Source organism: Pseudomonas sp. S1_E05 (genome assembly GCF_056337105.1).
The window spans coordinates 5,972,550-5,997,467 of sequence record NZ_JBFRHM010000001.1 but is presented as its reverse complement, the minus strand read 5'-3'; the positions used below and the strand labels follow the sequence as shown (position 1 = coordinate 5,997,467).

General features: G+C 61.1%; 12 protein-coding genes. 5 read left to right on the top strand and 7 right to left on the bottom strand.

The annotated features are described in order from the left end of the window. Positions 1–30: 30 nt before the first annotated feature. The 4 genes from AB4N33_RS27730 to AB4N33_RS27715 form a co-directional block, all read right to left on the bottom strand. A complete protein-coding gene (locus tag AB4N33_RS27730; protein WP_476458661.1) occupies positions 31–3,768 on the bottom strand; it encodes a Tc toxin subunit A-related protein in 3,738 nt (1,245 codons plus the stop codon). A gap of 107 nt (positions 3,769–3,875) precedes the next feature. After that, a complete protein-coding gene (locus AB4N33_RS27725; protein WP_476458660.1) occupies positions 3,876–8,984 on the bottom strand; it encodes a Tc toxin subunit A in 5,109 nt (1,702 codons plus the stop codon). Positions 8,985–9,286: 302 nt separating this feature from the next. Next, on the bottom strand, positions 9,287–9,646 hold the full coding sequence (locus AB4N33_RS27720; RefSeq protein ID WP_460121466.1) for a PilZ domain-containing protein: 360 nt from the start codon (positions 9,644–9,646) through the stop codon (positions 9,287–9,289). Between the two features lie 234 nt (positions 9,647–9,880). After that, on the bottom strand, positions 9,881–10,264 hold the full coding sequence (locus AB4N33_RS27715; RefSeq protein WP_460121464.1) for a tetratricopeptide repeat protein: 384 nt from the start codon (positions 10,262–10,264) through the stop codon (positions 9,881–9,883). Positions 10,265–10,436: 172 nt separating this feature from the next. Here AB4N33_RS27715 and pyk point away from each other — a divergent pair, with 172 nt between their 5' ends. Next, positions 10,437–11,888, top strand: a complete 1,452-nt coding sequence (gene pyk, locus AB4N33_RS27710; protein WP_476458659.1) for a pyruvate kinase — start codon at positions 10,437–10,439, stop codon at positions 11,886–11,888. A 270-nt stretch (positions 11,889–12,158) separates the two neighbouring features. On the opposite strand, the gene AB4N33_RS27705 is transcribed toward pyk, so the two are convergent. The 3 genes from AB4N33_RS27705 to AB4N33_RS27695 are packed head-to-tail and all read right to left on the bottom strand — an operon-like array spanning position 12,159 to position 14,972. Continuing rightward, positions 12,159–12,908: an enoyl-CoA hydratase-related protein gene (locus tag AB4N33_RS27705; RefSeq protein ID WP_476458658.1), complete on the bottom strand. Its 750-nt coding sequence runs from the start codon at positions 12,906–12,908 to the stop codon at positions 12,159–12,161. Between the two features lie 29 nt (positions 12,909–12,937). Further along, positions 12,938–13,873 carry an iron-sulfur-binding ferredoxin reductase gene (locus AB4N33_RS27700; RefSeq protein ID WP_476458657.1) on the bottom strand — a complete coding sequence of 312 codons (936 nt, stop codon included), beginning with the start codon at positions 13,871–13,873 and terminating at the stop codon, positions 12,938–12,940. Further along, entirely contained in the window at positions 13,866–14,972 is a 1,107-nt protein-coding gene (locus AB4N33_RS27695) for a GGDEF domain-containing protein (RefSeq protein WP_460121457.1), read from the bottom strand. Before AB4N33_RS27695 ends, AB4N33_RS27700 begins: the two co-directional genes overlap by 8 nt. Positions 14,973–15,298: 326 nt before the next feature. Between AB4N33_RS27695 and AB4N33_RS27690 the strand changes: the two genes are divergently transcribed. The 4 genes from AB4N33_RS27690 (at position 15,299) to AB4N33_RS27675 (ending at position 24,838) form a co-directional block, all read left to right on the top strand. Beyond that, on the top strand, positions 15,299–16,822 hold the full coding sequence (locus AB4N33_RS27690) for a fumarate hydratase (protein WP_460121456.1): 1,524 nt from the start codon (positions 15,299–15,301) through the stop codon (positions 16,820–16,822). 178 nt (positions 16,823–17,000) lie between these two features. Then, a complete protein-coding gene (locus AB4N33_RS27685; protein WP_476458656.1) occupies positions 17,001–21,647 on the top strand; it encodes a SpvB/TcaC N-terminal domain-containing protein in 4,647 nt (1,548 codons plus the stop codon). 105 nt (positions 21,648–21,752) lie between these two features. After that, positions 21,753–23,519, top strand: coding sequence for a sensor histidine kinase (locus AB4N33_RS27680; protein WP_476458655.1), 1,767 nt, complete (start codon positions 21,753–21,755; stop codon positions 23,517–23,519). Next, positions 23,513–24,838 carry a sigma-54-dependent transcriptional regulator gene (locus AB4N33_RS27675; protein WP_476458654.1) on the top strand — a complete coding sequence of 442 codons (1,326 nt, stop codon included), beginning with the start codon at positions 23,513–23,515 and terminating at the stop codon, positions 24,836–24,838. Before AB4N33_RS27680 ends, AB4N33_RS27675 begins: the two co-directional genes overlap by 7 nt. Positions 24,839–24,918: the final 80 nt, after the last annotated feature.

The window sequence follows — 24,918 nt, the reverse complement described above, 5'->3', positions numbered from 1 at the left end:
GCCGCCCCGATTTCCATCGGGCGGCAGTCATCAACCTTCAAGTTTTTCCAGCACCGCCGCTTTGTATGCCGGCCCACCCACCTTCGCGGTATAGCGCAGGTGTATGATCACGTCCGTCATGCTGTTAATGATCTTCTGTTGTTCCTGCGTATTCGAGCGCGGAAATTCCAGGCGCCATGTGCTGTCTGCACCCGTGCCTTCGAAGGCGAAGTAACGCCCGTCATCAGACATCGACATCTGATGCATACCGGCATCATCCACGCCGGTGCTGATCGCAATCTGCTGGTTATTACGCAGGTTCAACACGACGTCCGGCGGCGGCAGTTCGTGACCTTCCTCGCGATACAGATAAGGCAGACTGTCGGGGTTGGGCTCCAGGGCCGTGACGCTGCGCAGTTGGGTCAGCGTCGCTTTCAAGTCGTCATAAGGACCGAGCACTACCGGCACCGACAGTGAAGCCGTGACGACCGTTCGGCAGTAATGACCCGGGTAATCCTCGTCGAAGAGCCGTTGCGGCAACTCAAAATCGACTTTTCCTGCGATGAGCGCAGCAATGACATCAGGCCATTGCGTTTCCGGCCCGAACACGCCCCGTTCGAACAACTGGCGCAGGGAAATGGTCTTGGTCAGCTCCAGCCGCCGCTCATTACGCTCCAGGTACCGCCGCTCCATACGGGCCAGATCGCCCTGCAGAATTTCCCCCGAACCCAGGCCATGCAGCTTGTCGCTCCACGCGCCCCCCTGGACGAACTGCGACTGGTAATCGCCCAGCTCGTATTGCCAAGCGGACTCCGCCATCTTGCACATCGCAAAAACAGTGTCGTAGGCCTGGAAGAACAGGGTGGACATCTGCCCGAGCAAATAACGGTAGAGCTCGCGATTGGTCGAGCGGGTCTTGTAAAAGCTCAGCACCTCTTCCGCCTGGGCATGCGCCCTGCGGGTCTGCGCCAGGCTGGCCGTGGCGCCGGTGAGCGAGTGCTGCATGGCGAGGATCTGCTGGTCGAGTACTTGCATTTCGCTCCTGGCCTGTCTCGACGCGAATTTCCAATCTTGCGACCGACGGTGGTAGAACGCGCTCTTGTGCAAGGACTCCGCATCAATGGAAAGCCCTGTGGAAAATAAGCCAGCGACCGCCCCGACTGCACCGATTGCGGCGCCCCAATTCACGCCACCAGCAGCCATACCGAAGATGTTCGGTGCACTGTTCGCTACGCCTTGTGCAGTTTGCGCCGCTTGCACCGCAAACAGCGTGTATTTGGCATCCAATACCTTATCGTCCGCCTTGATTTCAGCAGCGACCAGCCTGCTTTCATCGAGGCTCTGGTAATACTGAGCCCGATCCTCGACGACCTTTTTACTTTCTTCCAAGCCTTTCAACGACGCCTTGATCTGGTCGATCGACTGTTGCTGAATGTCGATGGCATAGGCTGACAGCTCTGCGCCATGCATCTGGATCATTTCTTCCTGTTCTGCCCGATCACCGGCCTCCATCAGCAGCCGGACTTCCCGGCCATAACCGATCAGCATCTGCACCGCATTTTGGGCGATGGCCAGCAACGGCCGGAACCGGTAGTGCGGAATGCTCTTCCAGCCGCCGGCATTTCGTATCGCGCCCCATGAACCACCGGCCTGCGCCATCATCAACTGAGTAGGATGGGTCGGATTTTCATACAAGGCCAGATTCATCTCCTTGCCGTCGAGCGTCAGGTTGTGCCGCATGTTGAACAGGCACTCTTTGATGTACTTCCAAAGGTTCAGCACCTCTGGGTTGGCAAAGGGGCGGAAGACATCCAGTTCCAGAATCGTGTAATCCGCCGTGCCTGCGATCCGCGGCGGCAGATCCCCGATGTTGACCGAGAGCGCGGCGGCATAGGTTTCCAGGGAGGAGAGACCCTGGGCCTTGGTCTCGAGAATCTCGTTGGCCGACCGTGGCACCCAATAGTCAATGGCCTTCGCGGTGGGCTCCGGGCCCATCAGTGCCAGGGCGCGCATGTATTGCAGTTTTGCCGCCGTCAGACTGTCGCGGGTCAATTGTCGATACAGCGAGTCGGCATGGGCGAGGATGCAACGCACGTAGTGGATGAAAACCGCCTTGCGGTAGTGGATACGGTCGGCGAAGGCGATGGCATCCGGGTTAACCAGGCCCTTGGATTCAAAATCCGGAAGGCCCTCTTCCAGCAAGACCCGGCACTGCCAGTATTGGGCTAGTGGTACGGTCTCGCCGGGCCGTGGGGTACGGATGTGCGGGTTGAAGATGTAGTGAAACCAGCGCTGCGACTCCAGGTATTTGCCCTCGTCGCGCAACCGACAGGCGATGAGGAACACCATGTGAAAAAACAGCTCCCAATAGAAGGTACCGTGGGCGCTGTTGAAGTCGATGGGAACCCCTTCGGTAGGTGAACCCGGTTTGGGTTCAAGGGTGTTCTGGGTGGCCAGGGACAGGAGTTCGTCGATGGAGATGGCGGCTTTTGCCACCAGTTCCGCCCCGAATAGTGAGTTGAGGCGTACCTCTTTGACGCCATCAATGCTCAAAAGCGTGAGATCGAGAAACTGAGCGCCGGACGCCTCTTCCCTGATGGTCGGCGTTTTGGCAACGACGGTGGCATTGGCTACGTTGTATTGCAGCGTTTCTGGCGCAGCAAAGTCCCCTTTGAGTAGTTCATTGAGCAGCACTTTTTCAGGTGTCACCGGTTTGAACAGCTTGTCGATAGCGGCATAGAAGCGCTGCGGTATATCACCAATGTCCAATACGCTCGGGGCAAAACAGACTTGCAATGTGGGTTCAGGCTTTACCTGGGTCCCAACGAACTGCGTGACCACCAACTGCACAGGTGCGCCACGCTCGTGTTTGAACCGTCCCTGGCTAAGGATCATCGGAACTTTCCATTCGCCACTCATGTCGCGATAGCTGACCTGTATTTTGTATGTCCACCCTCCGAGAATCCTGACAATCAGATCACCGAGAAAGTGCTCCTGATCCTCGAGCTCTTCGGCCTCGACCCACACCACCATCAGAAGAGGGCCAACCATTACAGGGCGCAAGCCGAGCATGTGCTGGGTGGTGGGAATTTTTACTTCCTTCCATTCATCCCAGGCGGCCGGCGAGAGAAAAGTACTCTGCTCATTCAATTCGACCTCGGCCTTGCGCCAGTAATAGGAGAAAGGCTGCACCCGTTTCTGGCCAATCAGGTAGTAATCGGCATTCTTGAAGTTTTTGCCTTTGCCGGGGTCGGTGCCGTTGACGCTGTCGATGTAGCCTGAAACCATCGCCAGGTTGCACAACTCACTGAATTTCGTCAGATGGCCAGACAATGCCTTTTGCACGAACGTTTCTTCGAGCCCACCCTGGGCCATGTTGTTTTCCAGCTCTTTGAACGACTCGGACTTGTTCAGCCGCAACGTCGGGTCTATATAGATCTCCGGATCCTGTTTCAGCATTTCAAAACCGGCCCAGTTGGCTATGTTGCTGCGACTGATGCGCCAGGTATCCAGCTCATCCTTGCTGAAGTCATGGGTATGACCAGGTTCCATGCTGTGGTAGATCGCATTCAGATACTGTTGCACCGCCGCGATCGCTTCGGCCAGGGCCGATGATTCCGGTTGCTGGCCGATTTGCGTGTCCAGCAGCAGGTAGGCGTACAGGTCCTCGACCGAGGAAAGCTCCAGCGGCTTGGTCACCTCCATGTTCGGCGCCATCTGCCCCAGAAAGTAATCGGCGAGGGCACAGCAACGCAGTTCCTGCAATGTACCAATGACGGTTGTGTCCACTTTGATAACCCCTGGAATGCGGTGTGCATCCGGCAGTGACTCGAGACGAACGGCAGACGCCTGCGGACGAGCCCGCTTGTTCAGGCTCTACCGGCAACCTCAGGCGTCTAACCCCTGGCAATCAAATCCAACAGAATGTTCGCAGGCATCCATGGCGAGATCAGCTTGTCATTCATGTACAAGCCCGCACCGCAACTGTAGGTTCCTGGTCCTATCTCGGGTTTGAACTGGACTCGCCAGCGCCCATCCGCATTGACCAGGCCTTGCGCGTAGATCGTCAGCGGCGCTCCCGACCTGACTATTCTTATTTCCATGCCAGGCAAGCCGAGCCCTTCAAGCCAGGACTGGACAGGCACTTTGCTGCCCGTGAGCGGTTTGAGAATGACCGGGTGCGCGGCATAGCCAGCCACCACCGTCACCTGCACAGGCGCCGCCGAAGATTCGGTCGCATCAATGTTGCGCTGCGTCACCACGAACGTATGCGGGCCCGGTGACAGCTTCTCGGCAAACCTCACCGCCCACTTGCCATCTGCACCCACGCTGGTCCTGGCCAATACCGCGCCGGCGCCGCCGTAGATGATGATTTGCGCCGAGCGGGTGCCCGTGCCGTGCAGCAAGGGTTGAACCTCGACGTTCGGGGCACCATTGACCGGGGACAGCAGCACCGGCGCCGGCGTCCCCAGGCGGGCGTCCAGCGCCAGGTGCTGGCTGAACCGGTCGCAGGAAAAGATCAGCCTGAACGTGCCATTACGCAGGTCCCGACAGTTGATGCGCCACTGCAGGGTGGTTTGCGCGCCGATGGCGACGACGGCCCCTTCCCGTGGTTCGATGTCCATGCCCAGGGCCTTCGCCGACAGCGCCCCCTCGAACGCCAGCATGCCGAGCGCGCCATTGAGGTCCATGCCCGTGGGCATCTTGATGGTGAGGATGTAATCCCGGCCACGGATAAACTCCAGCGGTGCGCTGGCAGAGGTCTGGGCGACCACGGCCCCGGCAGGTGCTTCGACCATTTCCCATTCCCAGGCAATGGCCGGGACCACCTTGACGTTGAACGTGCGCTTTTCCGCCGCGACGGTCTTGCGATCGGCCGTCACCACGTAATCACCGGCGACCTCGCCCACAAACGCATAGGTGGATTGCCCGTCACTGCCGGTCGGGATATTGACCGGCGTCGAGGCCGGGCCGGGCCCCGTGTAACTCCACTCCACGTCACAATTGGGCACCGGCGGCGACTGGTTGTTGTTCGCCTGCCGGACCGTGACGAACAACAGGTGGGGAGTGCCCACCCCGGGAAATTCGGGCCGCGCCGATTCCCCATGGATCACCGCCGTCGGTGCGACGTCGACCTCGATCTGCTGCTCGTCCATGCTGACCTTGGCAGTGTAGGCCTGCTTGCCAGCGGCTGGCGCCGCTACGGTGAACTCGGCGATGCCATCCGGGTTGGTGGTGGCCGTACCGATCGGGGTCGTACCCGCCCCGGCATACAGCTTGACCTCCACACCCGGCGCCGGCGTTTTGTCCAGGCGCACCACATGGCAGTGAAGCAGCAGCGGTTGCCCGACCAGCGCGACCGAAGCCACCTCCAGGCGGGTGATCGAGGGGCTGTCGATAAAGTCGATGTTGGTGATGACCCTGGCGTCCTTGCTGGCGTAAGTGGCCACCAGGATCGCGTCGCTGATGGGCGCCATACTGGTGACGAGGGTGCTGGCAATGCCGTTTTCATCGGTTGTCGTGCTGGGCGGTTTGGCGGTGAGCCCATCGCCGGTGAAGATCACGGTGCGTCCGATACCAGGGTTCTCGTAGTGGTCCATCAGAATCACATGGACCGGGAAGCTATCCTTGCCGCCGGCGAGGAATTGTTCGTCAGGGCGAGGGTTCGGCGTGCCTCCGGGGGTGAAGCCCACGGTCAGTTCATCGCTTGCGACAAAGATCGTCGGACCAACAGCTTTCATATCCAGACCATAGCGGGCCGTGACCAGCACCTCGCCCTGCCATTTGGAAACCTCGGGCTGGAAATGCACCACGGCACGCCCGTCGTTGTCGGTGGTGGACCGTTGTTGCAGCAAGCCGGGACGGTTCGCTTCCCAAGTGATGGTGATGTTCGACATGGGGTTGCCCGCCAGGTCGCGTATCCACACCTCGATCAGGGCCACCTGGCCTTTAACGTTGGCGATCAGGGTGTCGTTGATGCACCTGATTTCGTGGGTCACGCTCTGGCCGACCTCGCCGACCTCCTGGATTTGCCCCTCGAACGCGGCGCCGGACAGCACTTCCATGACACGCTCCGCGGCGGTGCGGTAAGCATCCTTGTCACTGTTGTGGGTAAGCAGGCCCAGTTGAATCAGGGCCTTGGCATCCAGCTTGGTCCGGGTGGCCAACTCGCGGATGCGCAGCAGCGTGTCGATATCGTCGGTATCGCGGATCACCAACTTGCCCAGGTAGAGAATGCACTCGATGACCTCCCGCACACCCCAGTTCAGCACTTGCGCCAGTTGCGTCGCGGCGGCGTCGCGAATCAGTCGCTCGTCCTCTGGCGTGAGGATCGGCGGCAGACTGTTGGCCATTCTCAGGTAGTTGAAGAGTTTTTCCGCCGGCTGCCCGGTGTGCTTCACTGCCCGCTGAACCTGGGTCAGTTTGTACAGCGTCGCCAGATTGAGGTTCTGCGCGTCCTGCAGGCCGAACCATTCGAAGTTCCTCGCGGTGGTCAGGGTCGCCAGCATGGCCGACGTCAACGCCAGTTTGCTCGCCACCTCGGCGCGCCGGGTCAGGTGCCCGAGCAGGTTGAGCACTCGGTCTCCGAGGTTGATCCTGTCGGTGGGCAGCTTCACTTCCTCGAGGGCGCGCACGGTTTCCTTGAGCAGCACATAGACGCCGCCGGTGTCGACCCATTTGAGCAGCGGCAGCACCTGGTCCTGGGCGCACTTCAACATCGTCGCCAGGCTTTCCACGACCACGGCGATTTGCGCATCACGCGCCTGCAACACCGCCGCGACCAGGACTGTACGTACCCGCTCCTCATCGCTGGGGGAAATACCGGCCTGCTCCATCGCCGCTTCAACTTCGGCGACCACCCGTGTGTAATCGCTCTCGTCGTTGGTCAGGCTCGAGATCAGGCCCTTTTCATCGACCAATTGACCGAGCAAGGCCATCCATTCGGTCATTTCGGCGTCATCGCTCAGCCCGATGCCCGCTGCGCGGAAAACGCTTTCCGACAACAGGGTCGGCTGCACTCGGGTGTACATCTCCTGGATCAGGGTGATTTCTTCGTCCGTCGCGATGGGCGGCGTCACCACCTCCTTCACCTGCGCGACCAGCCAGGGCACGCTCAGGTTATTGTCCTTGAGCCACTGGGCACAGGACTGCGCCGCGTGCATCACGCTCAACACATCGCCCACCCCGCTGGTACCGCTGACCAACAGGCGCGACTCGCCAAGAATACGTTGCAGCACCTCGCTGGCCCCTCGCTCACTCAAGAGTTCGAGCAAGGCTGCCAGTTCGATCGGATTGAGCCGGAAAAAGGAAGCGAGCAGGGCCAGGCGGTAAAACGACGACAGCACTGGCAGACTGCACGGCAGTTCGTCGGTGAAGTTGTAGCTCTTGGCGACGAAACGCGAGAGGTAGCGCCAGACCTCCAGGTTGAAGCCCAGAGGCCGGCAAATCTGATCGACTATGCGTATATCGTCGCGGGTTTTCGGTTCGATGAAGAAAAAACGCCCATCGGCCTTCAGCGGGGTATCGAACAGGCCTTCCTGGTTGAAGATCAGGTCGAACTGCGGTGGTGCGTCACCTATGCCGAAGGGAAGAATTTCGTCGATCAGCACGACGAACTGATCAATCGTGCAACGGAACAGCAACTGAAACTCGCGGAACAGGCCGAGCGCACGAAGGGCGTTGTTGGTAATTTTGATCGGCTTTTCCGCCATTGCCTTGGCCCGGGCTGCGGGGTCGACCGTTTCGCCGCGGATCTCGGCATGGTGACAGGCCCAAAGAAAGCGATCGACTTCGTAGGGCGGCAAGTCCAGCCAACGGCTCAAGCGCAGCATCCGGTTGATCCGGTCCATGCCAGTGAGCGTAATGTTGAGGAACTGACGGGTCGAACCCTCGACAGGCGCGGACAAGTCGATCGACTTGGTGTTGCCGGAGTTGATGTAGGTCGAGCCAAACTCACTGGGGGTCGGTGCTGCGACCGGAACGTTGGGGGATCGGGTCGGCGCGAAAGTTTCAATCGACAGCAACTGGGTCAACCTCAGCGCGTCGATATCGGCCTTGGCGCAGAAATACACCGAGTCGAGCAGTTTGGCCGCCGTGGAATTGAAGTTATCCAGGTAGAATTTCGCTTCGTTACCGGCGACCACGAAGCGCTCGGTCAACAATTGCTGCTGTTGCGGCCCGAGTTTGCACGACAACTGCAGCGCATTATCCGACAGCGCCCCGCGCACGCCAGGCTGCTTGAAGTACGGTGCGGGAGGGTCGATGGCGCGAACGACATGGCCCAGCAATATCCGGTTCTGGTCCAGCACCCTGGTATATTGCTCCTTGTACCACTCGAACGGCATCGACCGGGGGGGAAAGCGCGTCACCCGGAGCACGTCATCGACCACCTGATTGTTGTCTTCAAGCGCGGGCGCCAGGTAGGCCTCGATGATGTTTTCCAGTATTTCGTTGAACAGCTTGACCGTCGGTTTTACCTGGAAAGTGGCCTTGGCGTCGATGACCATGTTGGCCAGATCGGGGCGTCGCGTGTCCAGCGTGACCAGTCCGGCGCCACCCGCCGCCCGCGCCTCCAGGTCCCGTGCCAGCGTGATCAGATGCACGAAATAGGCAACCGCGAAGTTGTTCGCACTCATGGTGTTCGGCGGGCTGGCCCCCTCCCACTTCGGTCCGAACAGATCATTGAAATTGGGCATTTCCATCACCGCCCTGGCGCCGGAGCGGTGCAGCGGGTTTTCCGGCCCCTGCCTCACCAGCCGCTGTTCACGAAACTGCCGGGCGGCGTACAGCGCCAGGCTCGCGGCTTTGTCGCGCAGGGCCTGCACGTCATCACCGGCCACCCCGAAGGTCTCTTCCAGGCTCTGGTGATCCATCCTCAGGATGCCGAACACCGAGCCGCCCTTCTCGATGTATTCGCTGCATTTCGCGCGAGTCCTGGCGCCTCGTTTCGTGGGCACGGAGTCGAGCAGTTGCTGCAGCGATGGGTTGGTGATCGCCTTTCTCACTGTCGTTCTCCTGCCAGGGGCGGCGCCGGTAAAGGCGAAGGGTTTTGGTACGCACGACCTTTGTACGCCGGGCATTGAAAACGCCACACCTGTGAGAACTGACAGTGCCGACGGGCGGTAGGTGTTACCGGGGACAGAAAACAGGCATGAGAACGAGGGGGAAGCCCCGTGGCGCAGGGCCGGGGAACGCGTTCGATACGCGGGGGACGGAGGGCAAGAAAAAACTGTTCAGCCAGGAATTCGTCGCGTCGAACGATGAACGCGACGTCAGTCACTGCGAGAACGTCTGGGGCGGAATCAGGTCACGCAGAAGCCGACAGCGGCTGAAAACTGAAATAGCGCCTCAACGCCTGCACCAGATCCGCGAACTCCGGCGCGGCCCACTGCAAGCGGAACCCGGCGTCGTAATGCAGGGGGGTGGCGTCTTCATGGCACCATAGGCAACAGGCGCCAAGGTCAACCACCTGCAAACGACCATCGGGCAAGGGGATCTTCAAGCGCAACTCAAAATCGGCGCCAATCATCATCGGCAACTGGCTGATGAGCATCAGCCCGTCTTCAGAGACGTTGCCCAGAAATCCGATCGGCTTGTCGGTAACGCTGTTGAACACTCTGAGAAAATACGGCAGTTGATGCCGCTCGATCCGGCGGTCAGACGACATGTTGGGTTCGCCATGCAAGGCCCCCGAGAGAGGCCGCACTATCACTTCGGAACGGGCCTGCCTTTGAGGGCATTGGCGCGCTCTCCCCGGTCACGGTGCGACAGTCGATACGGCGCTGTCGCTTATTCCTGCCGATCACAGGTGTTGCCTCGGTCCGCAAGCCACGCTTGAGAGCCGGATAATTGGACTATAGCTCACCCTTGCCGGTGAGCCAGCTTTGAATGACAAGCCCAATCAGAACCGCGTCGGACGCACCACGGCGGCACTTCGCAACGGGAAATGTCCCAGCGATTGCAAGGTATCCAGCCGCGCCTGGGCACGGTAGGCGTATTCGCTCTGAGGGTACGAAGCGATGATGAACTGGTAAGTCTGCCCCGCGTCCACGAACAGTTTTTGTCGCTCCAGACACAAACCGCGCAGCATCGACACTTCCGGCCACACGTATGACCGCGCGCGGCTGGCACGATCAACTTTGGACAATTCGAGTGTCACCTGTTCGCAATTGCCACGCTCGTAGGCGCTGTAGGCGTTATTCAAATGATGGTTCATCGACCAACGGGTGCAGCCCGTAACGCTGACTACGGCGAGGGCAAGGGCGGCTATGGGCATGAATCGCATGGGGGTTCTCCTGTCTTGAGCTCTGTATCGACCCGTCGACGGAAATCTTCAGGCTGCCGGTCATCTAATGTACCCGGTTCAATCAACAAACGAATAAGTAGTGCACATGAACAATGACTACACCCCAAGAGCATAGTAGCCTCACTCAGCGCTTGAACTCAGGAGTCTTTGCATGTCCGTCCGTCGTACCAAAATCGTCGCTACCCTTGGCCCGGCCAGTAACTCGCCGGAAGTACTGGAACAGCTGATCCTGGCTGGCCTGGACGTCGCCCGCCTGAACTTTTCCCACGGCACGCCCGACGAGCACAAGGCTCGCGCGAAGCTGGTGCGGGACCTGGCGGCCAAACACGGTCGTTTCGTCGCCCTGCTGGGTGACCTGCAAGGTCCGAAAATCCGTATCGCCAAATTCGCCAACAAGAAGATCGAGCTGAAGATCGGTGACAAGTTCACCTTCTCCACCAGCCATCCTCTGACTGAAGGCAACCAGCAGGTCGTCGGCATCGACTATCCGGACCTCGTCAAGGATTGCGGCGTGGGCGACGAGCTGCTGCTCGACGACGGCCGCGTAGTGATGCGCGTCGAAACCGCCACCGCCACCGAACTCCATTGCGTCGTGACCATTGGCGGTCCGCTGTCGGACCACAAGGGCATCAACCGTCGTGGTGGCGGCCTGACTGCCCCTGCCCTGACCGAGAAGGACAAGGCGGACATCAAGCTCGCCGCCGAGATGGAAGTCGACTACCTCGCCGTGTCCTTCCCGCGTGACGCAGCCGACATGGAATACGCCCGCCAACTGCGCGACGAAGCCGGTGGCACTGCCTGGCTGGTCGCGAAGATCGAACGCGCCGAAGCCGTGGCCGACGACGAAACCCTCGACGGCCTGATCAAGGCTTCCGACGCCGTGATGGTGGCCCGTGGTGACCTGGGCGTGGAAATCGGCGACGCCGAGCTGGTGGGCATCCAGAAAAAGATCATCCTGCACGCCCGTCGTCACAACAAGGCCGTGATCGTGGCGACCCAGATGATGGAGTCGATGATCCAGAACCCGATGCCGACGCGCGCCGAAGTGTCCGACGTAGCCAACGCCGTGCTCGACTACACCGACGCCGTGATGCTCTCGGCCGAGAGTGCCGCTGGCCAGTACCCGCTGGAAGCCGTGCAGGCCATGGCGCGCATCTGCGTCGGTGCCGAAAAGCACCCAACCGGCAAGACCTCCAGCCACCGCATCGGCAAGGAGTTCCAGCGCTGCGACGAGAGCATCGCACTGGCGACCATGTACACCGCCAACCACTTCCCTGGCGTGAAAGCGATCATCGCCTTGACCGAAAGCGGCTACACCCCGCTGATCATGTCGCGCATCCGTTCGTCGGTGCCGATCTATGCGTTCACACCGCACCGCGAAGCCCAGGCCCGCGCGGCGATGTTCCGGGGCGTATATACCATTCCGTTCGATCCGGCTTCGCTGCCGCCGAGCCAGGTCAGCCAGGCGGCCATTGATGAGCTGCTCAAACGCGGCATCGTGCAACAGGGCGACTGGGTCATCCTGACCAAGGGCGACAGCTACCACACCACCGGCGGCACCAACGGCATGAAAATCCTGCACGTTGGCGACCCGATGGTCTGAGTGACCGGTTGCTGAAAAAACAAAGCCCCGCCATGTGAATGGCGGGGCTTTTTGTTTTATGGTTCTGATGATGTGTTGGCCTCATCGCGAGCAGGCTCCCACATGAGATTTGTGAACGACGCGACTCCTGTAGGAGCGAATATGTCGAGGCGTCGAACCGTCGCGATGGAGGCACAGGCACCGAGTGGTGTCAGGCGGCCAGCGTTATCGTTGACGACCATCGCGAGTGAACTCGCTCCTACAGGAACAGGGGCCCCAGCCGACGAGGATTCAGCGCTTGTTAATAAACCCCGACAACGCCGCCACCGCCTCCGGCGAGCGCAACCGTTGAATAAAGAGCGCGCCCTCCTCTTCTATTGCCTTGCGCAGAGGCTCGCGGTCCGGCGCCTTCATCAGTTGTTTGCTGATGCGCACCGCGTCCGGCGGCAAGGACTCGAATCGCAGGGCCATCTCCCGCGCCCGGGCCAATGCTTCTTCGCCACTGCCCAGGGCTTCGGACGCAATGCCCCAAGCCGCCGCCTGCTCACCATTAAAACCTTCACCGAGCAACAACAGCTCAGCGGCCTTGGCGTGACCGAGCAACCTTGGGAGGATCAGGCTGGAAGCGAATTCCGGGCACAGGCCCAGGTTGACGAACGGCATGCGCAGCCGCGCATCGCGGCTGACATACACCAGGTCGCAATGCAGCAACAGCGTCGTGCCGATGCCCACGGCGGCACCGGCCACCGCCGCGACCACCGGTTTGCGGCATTCGAGCAGCGCCAGCATGAAGCGGAACACCGGGCTGTCGAGGCTGCTTGGCGGTTCCTGGAGGAAGTCGGCGATGTCGTTGCCGGCGGTGAAGCATTCGCTGGAGCCGGTGAGCAGGATCGCGTTGACCTCGGGGTCGGCGTCGGCCTGGCGCAATGCGTCGCCCAGTTGGCTGTACATGGCGCGGGTCAGGGCGTTCTTTTTATCGGGCCGGTTCAGGCGCAGGGTCAGCAGGCCGCGTTCGCGTTCGATCTGGATGGCATCGGTCATGGAAGGTCTCGCGTCTGGAAAGTCAGCACTCAACCGCGAGGCAGGAAGACGTCGGCCAGCAGTTGGTTGCGCGGCAGTCCCGCCAGATACAGGCGCCGGGCGAAGGCGTCGACGCTGTCGGGGGACCCGCAGAGTAAGGCCAGGGTTTGCCGGGAAACAAGCCGCAGTTGCGCCAAAGCCGCCGGCAACTCGGTCGACGTCCACAGCTCGACACTGAGGTTCGGGCGACTGGCGGCCATGGCCTGCAAGGGTTTGGCCAGATAATGCCCTTGCGCATCATGGGCCAGGTGAATCACGCGGATGTCGCCCTGGTGATCCTGGCGCAAGGCTTCGCGCAACACGCCGAACAACGGCCCAAGGCCGGTGCCGGCCGCCAACAACCAAAGCGGCCGAGTGTCCCAGTCGGGGTCGTAATGCAAGGCGCCACCGCGCAGCTCGCCCAGGCGCAGGCTGTCGCCGACACTGAACTGACGTGCGGCGTCACTGAATTGGCCGCTCTGGCGGCAATCGAGGTGGAACTCCAGAAAGCGATCTTCTTGCGGCAGGCTGGCCAGCGAATAAGGGCGCGCCACCTGTCCCGCCCACAGCACCAGATGCTGGCCGGCGCTATAGCGCAAGGGCTGTTGTGGGTTCAGACGCAGGCGCAATACGTCGCGGCTCAGCCAATCGACGGCAGCGACTTCGGCCGGACGTCCGTCCTGCAGCGGATCGAAGGCGTGCACCTGCAAATCCTCGATCACCTGACATTGACACGCCAGGCGCCAGCCTTGCTGGCGTTGCTCGACGCTCAATGCATCGGGCCGGTTGTCGCTGGGCAACCCTTGGCTGCATTGCACCAGGCACGCATGGCAACTGCCGGCGCGGCAGCTGTAGGGCACGGCCACGCCGTTTTGATTCAAGGCATCGAGCAGGTTGCTGCCCGGTGCCACCGACCAACTGCGATCGCCGACCCGCAACTCAGGCATCGACATTCTCCCAGGCCGCGGCACAACGATTGCGCCCGTCGCGTTTGGCCCGATAGAGCGCCTGGTCGGCGCGCTGCAAGGCGTCATCGAGGTCGTCCCCCGGCTCCAGCAGGGTCATGCCGCCCGACAGGCTGAGGTTACCCACCTTCAAGCCGATCAACTGGACATCGGTAAACGCGATACGCAGTCGCTCGCAACAGGCCGTCAGGCGTTCCGGGCTGCAATCGGGCAGCAGCACCACGAACTCCTCGCCACCATAACGGGCCAGCACATCGCCATCGCGCAAGCAGGCACTGGCCACACCGGCAAAGGCTTGCAGCACCTGATCGCCCGCAGCGTGACCGTGCACGTCGTTGATGCGCTTGAAATGGTCAAGGTCAATCAGCGCCAGGCCATGGGCGACACCCGGCTCCATGGTGTCGAGCTCCCGCGAAGCCAGGCGCAGGAAGTGCCGGCGGTTGAACAATCCGGTCAGTTCGTCGGTGGCGACCAGGTCTTCGAGCTGACGCATCATCCCCCGCAGGGTGTCCTGATGCGCTTGCAAGGCGAACCGGCGCTGGCGCATCCGTTGCCGCGACGCCTGGACGTACCGCGCATAGAGTTCCAGCCAGACCAGCACGATCAACAGCACGCATGCCTGCAAGGCCGCCAATGCCGGATCCGCCAGCTGGAAGTTGTAGCCTTCCCACAAGGTGATCGCGCTGAAACTGAAAAACACCAGCAGCGCACACCGGGCAAAGGCCCGGCGAGACAGGTGGAACAGGCCGAACAGCAGAATCAGCACGTAGAACACCAGGAACGCGCCACGGGCTTCATCCAGATTGGCGATCAGCCAGGATTGCCAGCCCAGCCCCAGCAATACCTGGGCTTCGGTCAGGCTGGGATCGCTGAAGCGCAGGTTCCAGCCGCTGTAGAACACCGCGAACAAGGCCGCCTGGCTGATGAACGCCAGCGCACTGCCGACAGCGACGTTCGTCAGGGACTGATGGTAATGCCCGGTAAAAAACGCCAGCCACAGCAACATCAGGGCCAGGGCATAGGTGCCGGCTGCGAGGGCAAATCGTTTGAGCAACAGGCGCTGGATGGCGTTATGGGTCAATCGTTGACTCACCGTGCTAAAGGAGGCTGATCGAGTGTCCTGCTCTACAGACCGATCGCCACTTTAGTGGCGAGGCGGATAAATGACCATTCAATTTTTGGTCCACCGGCCGTCCAGCCCCACGCGCCCGTTATGCGACCAACGAATAACCCTTGGCACGTGTGCCGGCTACCTGGGCGCGGTATACTGCCGCGCCGTTTTAGCCAGAAGAGCGGCTGCAAGCTTTCAGCTTCAAGCAGCAAGCTCAGAGCAGTATGCCGACAGCTTCATCGTGCCGCTTGATGCTGAAAGCTCATAGCTGCCTTAAGAATCGAGGAACGCGACTCATGACCGTGATCAAGCAAGACGACCTGATTCAGAGCGTTGCCGACGCCCTGCAGTTCATTTCTTATTACCATCCCGTGGACTTCATCCAGGCGATGCACGAGGCCTACCTGCGCGAAGAGTCGCCGGCAGCCCGTGATTCGATGGCACAAATCCTGATCAACTCGCGCATGTGTGCCACTGGCCACCGCCCGATCTGCCAGGACACCGGCATCGTCACCGTATTCGTGCGCGTGGGCATGGATGTGCGCTGGGATGGCGCCACCATGGGCCTGGACGACATGATCAACGAAGGCGTGCGTCGCGCCTACAACCTGCCGGAAAACGTCCTGCGTGCTTCGATCCTCGCCGACCCGGCGGGCGCTCGCAAGAACACCAAGGACAACACCCCGGCGGTGATCCACTACTCCATCGTTCCGGGTAATACCGTGGAAGTGGACGTGGCGGCCAAGGGCGGCGGTTCCGAGAACAAGTCGAAGATGGCCATGCTCAACCCGTCCGACTCGATCGTCGACTGGGTACTCAAGACCGTTCCGACCATGGGCGCCGGCTGGTGCCCACCGGGCATGCTCGGCATCGGCATCGGCGGCACCGCCGAAAAAGCCGCGGTCATGGCCAAGGAAGTGTTGATGGAGTCCATCGACATTCATGAGCTCAAGGCCCGTGGCCCGCAGAACCGTATCGAAGAAATGCGCCTGGAGCTGTTCGAGAAGGTCAACCAACTGGGCATCGGCGCCCAGGGCCTGGGCGGCCTGACCACCGTGCTCGACGTGAAGATCATGGATTACCCGACCCATGCCGCGTCCCTGCCGGTGTGCATGATCCCCAACTGCGCCGCCACCCGTCACGCGCACTTCGTACTCGACGGTTCCGGCCCGGCTTCGCTGGAAGCGCCACCGCTGGACGCCTACCCGGAAATCGTCTGGGAAGCCGGCCCGTCAGCTCGTCGTGTCAATCTCGACACCCTGACCCCGGAAGAAGTGCAGAGCTGGAAGCCGGGCGAAACCGTCCTGCTCAACGGCAAGATGCTCACCGGTCGCGACGCCGCGCACAAGCGCATGGTCGAGATGCTGAACCGAGGCGAAAGCCTGCCGGTGGACCTCAAGGGTCGTTTCATTTATTACGTCGGCCCGGTCGATCCGGTGCGCGAAGAAGTGGTTGGCCCGGCGGGCCCGACCACCGCAACGCGGATGGACAAGTTCACTCGCCAGATCCTCGAGCAGACGGGTCTGTTGGGCATGATCGGCAAATCCGAGCGCGGCCCGACCGCCATCGAGGCGATCAAGGACCACAAGGCCGTTTACCTGATGGCAGTGGGCGGTGCGGCTTACCTGGTGGCGCAAGCCATCAAGAAATCCCACGTGGTGGCCTTCGCCGAGCTGGGCATGGAAGCGATCTACGAGTTTGAGGTCAAGGACATGCCGGTCACCGTTGCTGTGGACAGCAAGGGTGAGTCGGTGCATATCACCGGTCCTGCCATCTGGCAGAAAAAGATCAGTGAGAGCCTGGCGGTGGAAGTGCAGTAAGTTGCACTGAAACGCTCGAAAACCGGCCCGCCAGCGATGACGGGCCGGTTTTTTTTCGCCTGCGCAACGGCGATTTTCCTCCTTTATGGGGCCGACCTGTCAGATGTGACAGGTCACAGCCCGCGAATCCGCTGATAAGTTGAGTGCACAAGTGCGTCCTTGTCAGGTGGAAATGCAAATGGCCACAGAAGACCCTAAAGGCACGATCAACATTGCCGTCCCCGCACAGCCGAAAATGGGCGGCGCCATTGCCAGTTTTGGCAGCTGGTCGCCGGCGGGGCCCAACGGTTCTGCCGAGATGTCCTTGCCGCTGCCGATTTCCGCCGCCCCCAATCGAAGCCTGGTGCCGCGAATCGGCTTGAGCTATAGCAGCCAGGTGGGCAGTGGTCATTTCGGTACGGGCTGGCACGCAGACGTCAATGCCCTCACTGTGCGCACCAGCAAAGGCGTGCCGGTGTACGAAAAAAACAAGGACGTGATCGTCGGCCCCGGCGGTGAAGTGCTGATGCCGGAGCTGGGGGCGGACGGCGAGATCGTCGTCAGCACCGACAAGATCGGTACCACCGCTTACCAGGTGCTGCGCTATCAAGCGCGCGATGAAGGTGCCTTCGCCAAGGTCGAGCGCTGGTTCAATGACGCGGATGTTGGCGGGTTCTTCAAGATCCAGAGTGCCGATGGCAGCACACGTATCTATGGCAAGTCACTGAACGCGCGCCGGGCCGAGCCCCGGGACGATGGCCAGCCAACGGCAGTCGATCGCACCGGAGTGTGGATGTTCGAGGAGCAGAGCGACGTATACGGTCAGCACATCGTCTGCGAGTACAAAGCGGACACCGGTGACCCCGAAGACAACCAGGGACGTGACTACCGCTCCCAGCGCTACCTGCATCGGGTGCTGTACGGCAACGCCAAAGCCGAAACGGAACTGTATTCGTTGAAGGCCGAGGGCTGGGCCGATGTGCATTTCCTGTTTCACCTGCTGTTCGACTACGGCGAACGCGAACACGACCTGACGAAAAAACCGGTTTATGGCCCTCCCTACTCGCAGCCGGGGGATCAATATGGCGAGTGGACAGTTCGCTCCGATCCGTTCACAAACTATGACTATGGTTTTGAGTTGCACACCCGCCGTCTTTGCCGTCAGGTATTGATGTTCCACCATTTTCCCGAGGTACAGGCTCATCCGTTTCTGGTGAGACGGCTATTCCTGTCGCACAAGGAGACCGACCTCGACTACAGCCAACTTGTGGCCGCCCATTTCCAGGCGTACGACAGCTTCGGCAACGTGGAAAGCCGGCCGCCCATGGAATTTCGTTACGCCCCCTTCGAGGCCAACCCGGATCGCCAGCCCGGTTGGCAGGCTTTTCCGGAGATGCCGGGGCTCAACGACGGTCAGCGCTATCAGTTGGTCGATTTGTACAACAAGGGCATACCGGGTGTTCTGTACCGCGACGACAAGGCCTGGTATTTCAGCGAGCCATTACGCGCGCAAAGTGGTGGAGACGATGTGTGCTACAGCGGCTTCAAGGAACTGCCTTCGATCCCGGTGAGCGACAGCCGTAAACCGATCAGTCAGACACTGAGCGACTTGAACGGTGACGGCAAACTGGAATTCGGCTATCACTCGCGAAGCCTTAACGGTTTTATCTCCATGACCCCGGAGCGGGAATGGTCCCAGTTCGTGCCCTATAAATCCTTCCCTGCCGAGTTCTTCGATCCCAAGGCACAGATGGTCGATCTGGTCGGTGATGGCCGCACGCACGTGGCAATGATCGGCAACAACAGCGTGCGCCTGTACACCAACCTGGGCCAGGACAAAGGGTTTACCAGCGCCCGGGATGTGCCGCACCAGGGCGACCTTGCACTGCCGCAACCTGGCGATAACTGGGAAACGGAGGTGGTGGGGTTTGGTGATCTATTGGGCAGCGGCAAACAGCACCTGTTTCGCCTGCGGTGCAACTCGCTGCAATGCTGGCCCAACCTCGGGCATGGGCGCTTCGGCCAACCTGTCGTGCTCCAATCACCCACATTTGATTACAACGCGTTCAATGCCTCGCGTGTGCTGATGGCCGACGTGGATGGCTCAGGGGCCGGTGACCTGATCTACCTGGACTCCGACTGCATGCGCGTGTTCATGAACCACGCCGGCAAGGGCTTTGCCACCGAGTCCGTTGATATCCCCTGGCCGGAAGGCGTCCGTTATGACCGCTTCTGCCAGGTGACTACCGCTGATTTGCTGGGATTGGGGTGCACCAGCATTGTCCTGACCGTCCCGCACATGTCGCCACGCCACTGGCGTTATGACTTTGTCCGCGCCAAGCCGTACCTGATCAATCGCAGCAATAACAACATGGGGGCTGCCAGCACGATCCGCTATCGCAGTTCAGCGCAGGAACAACTGGACGATGAATTCGAGCAGCATCAGGTCGACCCGAAAAAAATCGTCGTCTCCAAATTGCCCTTCGCCCTGCACCTGGTCAAACAACAGACCCAACTCGATGAAATCACCGGCACTCAATTGTCGCAGGTCTTGAGCTATCGCCACGGTTACTACGACCCCATCGAGCGCGAATTCCGTGGCTTTGGCCTGGTGCTACAGACCGACACCGAAGGGACCCCGGCGCAACGGGCAGCCGAAGGCTTCACCGCGCCGGTCCTGAGCAAGACCTGGTATCACACGGGCGAGTTCATCGACCCACCACGGGACGGCTATTACTGCGGCGACGGCAAAGCCGTGGACCTCAAACCCACTCGGTTGGAGCGCTACCACACCCGCGACCGGGCGGCGGAACCCTTCGAGCCGGACGAGGAAACGGCTCGCGAAATTGCCCGCACGCTCAGCGGCTCGGTCCGGCGCACGGAAGTGTTCGCGGCTGACGATCCACGGGTGCCCTATGGGGTCACGGAAAACCGTATGCAAGTGCGCCTGCTGCGCGCAAAAGGTGAACACAATCCTTATTCAGTGCTGCAAGCGATGGGACTGGAGTCGATCAGCTACCAGTACGAACCCCAACTGCCGAATGACCCCCGCTGTGAGCATCAACTGAACCTGGGATGGGACCCGTACGGCAACGTACTGCACGCTTGCGTGGTGTATTACGCGCGCCGCACAACCCCGGAAAATCCGCCTTTCGCCGACGAGCATGAAAACCGCTATTGGCGCGACGCTCACGATGAAGCTCAGCAGTGCCACTACCTCACCGAAACCAAAGCCGAACTCATCCACGTGTATGACGAGGCGAACTGGAAATCGGGCATGCCTTATCGACTGGCGATCCCTTTTCTGGACCGTGCCAACGCTTTGGTACTGGAAAAGGCTGAGCTGATCCCCGAAAACATCAATCATGAGTACTTCGTCGAACACACCAACGAAGACGGTGACTGGGCACAGCGATCAGAACTTGCCGGCATGTCCAGGCAGTTCTACGTCGACCCGGCGACCAATGAGACGCTGCCCAAGGGCGTGGCGACTGTCGAGGCGCTGCCCGGGTACGTGGAGATTGCCGAGCTGGACAGAAAAGCCCTCGGCGCCTACGACAAACTCAAGGATGAAAACGGCAACATGCCGTTCAACCTCAAGGAGAAGCTCGAATCCCGCGAAGTGGGCTACCACATCATGGACCCGTTCCTGCCCGAGGTTGACCAACCGCCGCCGGAGGACCCGAGCGACGCGAAGAACTACCTGTGGTCAATCCACCGGGGGTTCATGCATTACCTCGACAAGGGGCGTTTCCACAACGTCGACTATTTCCAGCAGACCCGGAGCCACGGCATTACCAAGGTCACGCAAGACGCTTACGACTGCGTGCACGAGTCGGTCGAGTTGCCCGACGGTTGCATCACCCGGATCAAAGACGTCGACTACTACACCTTTCTGCCCAAAACCATCATCGATCCCAATCAGAACGCCCAGCAAGCAAGCTACAACGCCTTTGGTGATGTAAAGGTCACCAGTTTTTTCGGCACCGAACTGGGTCAACCCGTGGGCTTCGATCCACTGGAAGACTATGTACCGCCAGAAGATCAAAGCCCGGCGCACGCCATCGAAAACCCCGACGAGGCCATCGGCAACTATGCCTCGGCGCTGTTCACCGATCTGTTCGCCTGGATGGGCCGTGTTCCGGAGACCCAGCCGCTGCAAGGACCATGGTTCGACTGGGCGTTGGCCGCCGGCTTCATTCTGCCCAGCGGGCACCTGTGTGATCGGGCCCGTCAGCATGTGTTGGAGCTGGAAACGCCGAGCGCCCACGAACAGTTGCTCAAGCAGTATGTCGACACTGCCCCGCGCCAACCCAGGCACGGGGCGGTGTTCCTGGCCGATCGTTACCCAAAGGATCCTGACAAGCAGGTGCGCATAACGATCACCCATCACGACGGTTTTGATCGCGAACTGCAGACCAAGCAGGAAGTAGAACCCGGCAAAGCCTGGGTGGTGCTCCCCGACGGCACCTTGAAACTCAAGGCCGACGGTACGCCAGAAGAGGCCGAAGCGGCCCGGCGCTTTCGGGTCAGCGCGCGCCAGGAGTTCAACAACAAGGGTTTGCCGGTGCGGATCTACCGCCCCTATTTCGCCGACAGTTCCCGCTGGGTCAAGGACGTATCGTTACGCGAGGTCCAGTATCACGACAGACAGTTCTACGACCCCCTCGGACGGCCAACGGAGACCATCCTGGCAAAAAAAATGCCCCAGGGGCCCAATGCCGAACTCAAAAACCTGCGGGAAGAAATCAGGTATTACGTCTGGTATGAAGCCAGGTTTGATGCGAACGACAACTATGACCCACCCCCCGCAAAAAAAAGAAAAAACCCCTGGACGTTGCATTGATCCAGACGGGAGCGGTCTGAACCCTCGAACCGGACGATGATCAATGGCGCCCGATAGCCCGCATGCTATCTTGCGCCTCCCATCAACCGGCTCGACTCGCGTCCCATGATCCCGATTAACCGTGCCCTGCGTTTGACGCTCTATACCCTGCTGATCATCGCCGGCACCGTCCTCGCCGCCACCCTCGCCATGCGTCACGCCGAACGTGTGGCGCTGGTCGAGGACGCCGCGCGCGCCAATCAGCAGCTGGGCCTGTACGCCAACTCCCTGCACACCCTGATCGAGCGCTATCGCACCCTGCCCGCAGTTTTGGCGCTGGACCCGGAACTGCGCTCGGCGCTCAAGGGGCCGGTGACGCCTCAATTGCAGGACGCGCTGAACCGTAAACTGGAGCAGATCAACGGCGCGGCGCAATCCTCGACCCTGGAACTGCTCGACCACACCGGGCTGGCCGTGGCGGCGAGCAACTGGCGCCTGCCGAGCAGTTACGTCGGCCACAACTACGGCTTTCGCCCCTATTTCATGCAGACCCGCACCCAGGGCACCGGGCGGTTTTATGCAGTGGGGGTGACCAGTGGCATTCCCGGTTATTTCCTGTCCAGTGCCGTCACCGATGACGATGGCCGTTTTCTCGGGGCGATGGTGGTCAAGCTGGAGTTTCCCGAACTGGAGCGTGAATGGCGCCAGGGCACCGACACGCTGCTGGTCAGCGACGCGCGCGGGATCGTATTCATCGCCAACCAGCCGGGCTGGCGCTATCGTCTGTTGAAGCCGCTGAGCGACAGCGACCAGGCCGAACTCAAGAGCACTCGCCAATACGACAAGCAGCCGCTGACCCAGTTGGACTATCACACCCTGCGCCACTTCGACGACAACAGTGTGCTGGCGCAGGTGCAGGGTCCGAACGGCAAGGCCGACTACTTGTGGGAGTCCCTGCCGTTGAGCGCGGAGGGCTGGACCCTGCACCTGCTGCGGCGCCCGCAGGTGGCCTTCGAAGACACGCGCAACGCCGCGCTGGCCGCTGCCGGCCTGTGGCTGACGCTGGTATTTCTGCTGTTGTTCCTCTATCAACGCTGGCGCCTGGCCAAAATGCGCCAGCGCAGTCGCGAGGAACTCGAGCGCCTGGTGGAAGAACGCACTCGCGACCTGCGTACCGCTCAGGACGGCCTGGTGCAATCGGCCAAGCTGGCGGCGCTGGGGCAGATGTCGGCGGCGCTGGCCCATGAAATCAATCAGCCGCTGACCGCGCAACGCATGCAATTGGCGACCTTGCGCCTGCTGCTCGACCATGGCCGCGTCGATGATGCCTACAAGGCGTTAAAACCCGTGGATGACATGCTCACGCGCATGGCCGCCCTCACGGGTCATTTGAAAACCTTCGCCCGCAAAAGCCCCAGCGGCTTGCGCGAACGTCTGGACCTCGCGGCAGTGGTCGACCAGTCCCTGCACCTGCTCGACACCCGCCTGCGCGATGAACAGGTCAGCACCGTGCTGCACCTGACCCGGCCGGCATGGGTGCGCGGCGATGCGATCCGCCTGGAACAGGTGTTGATCAACCTGCTGCGCAATGCCCTGGACGCGATGCACGATACCCCCTGCAAACGCCTGGAAATCCGCCTCGAAGCCGACGAGCAGTTATGGTGCCTGAGCGTCATCGACAACGGCAGCGGCATCGCCGGGGAAAACCTGGTCAAGGTCTTCGACCCCTTCTTCACCACCAAGCCGGTGGGCGATGGCCTGGGCATCGGTCTGGCCGTATCCTTCGCTATCGTTCATGAATCGGGCGGACGCCTGAGTGCGGCCAATCACGCCAACGGCGCGGTTTTCACCGTCACCCTGCCCATCGATCCGGAGGCCCCAGGCGCATGTTGAACTCAGTGATGGTGGTCGACGACGAAGGCAGCATTCGCAGCGCCGTCGAACAATGGCTGAGCCTGTCCGGCTTCGAGGTGCAACTGTTCAGCCGCGCCGAAGATTGCCTGGCACAACTGCCGCGGCATTTTCCCGGAGTGATCCTCAGCGACGTGCGCATGCCCGGCATGAGCGGTCTTGCACTGCTGGCCGAACTCCAGCGTCGCGATGCCGACCTGCCGGTGATCCTGCTGACTGGCCACGGCGACGTGCCGATGGCGGTCGATGCCATGCGCGATGGCGCCTACGACTTCCTGGAAAAACCCTTCAGCCCCGAAACCCTGCTCGGCAGCCTGCGCCGCGCCCTGGACAAGCGCAGGCTGGTCCTGGAAAACCGTGCCTTGCACGAGCAGGCGGACAACCGGGCCAAACTCGATGCAACGTTGCTGGGCGTGTCCCGTGGTTTGCAGACCCTGCGCCAGCAAGTGCTGGACCTGGCGACGCTGCCGGTGAACGTGTTGATCCGGGGTGAGACCGGTAGCGGCAAGGAACTGGTCGCCCGTTGCCTGCATGACTTCGGGCCTCGCGCCGAGCGGCCATTCGTGGCGCTCAATTGTGCGGCGATCCCCGAGCAATTGTTCGAGGCCGAGTTGTTCGGCCATGAAAGCGGCGCCTTTACCGGCGCCCAGGGCAAGCGCATCGGCAAGCTCGAATATGCCGATGGAGGCACCTTGTTCCTCGACGAAATCGAAAGCATGCCGCTGGCCCAGCAGGTGAAATTGTTGCGGGTGTTGCAGGAGCAGAAGCTCGAACGCCTGGGCTCGAACCAGAGCATTCGCGTGGACCTGCGCATCATCGCCGCCACCAAACCCGATCTGCTGGAGGAGGCGCGAGCCGGGCGATTCCGCGAAGACCTGGCCTATCGACTGAACGTTGCCGAGTTGCGCCTGCCCCCCTTGCGTGATCGCCGCGAGGACATTCCCCTGCTGTACGAGTCCTTCGCGCGCCATGCCGCCGAGCGGCTCGGGCGCAGCGTTGCGCCCTTGAGCGGGCCGCAACTGAGCCGCCTGCTGAGCCACGACTGGCCAGGTAACGTACGCGAACTGGCGAATGTCGCCGAGCGTCAGGTGCTGGGGTTGGGCGAACCGGAGCCGGTGGGTATCGAGGCCGGCCAATCGCTGGCGGCGCAGCAGGAGGCGTTCGAGGCGCAATGCCTGCGTGCCGCGCTGACCCGGCACAAGGGCGATGTGAAAGCAGTACTGGAAGAACTGCAACTGCCGCGTCGGACCTTCAATGAAAAGATGCAGCGGCATGGATTGAGCCGGGAGATGTTTTTGTAGCGACTATAACGGCCTCATCGCGGGCAAGCCCGCGAAGAGGCCAGTACAAACAACGGCAAACCTCCAGGCATAAGCAATAT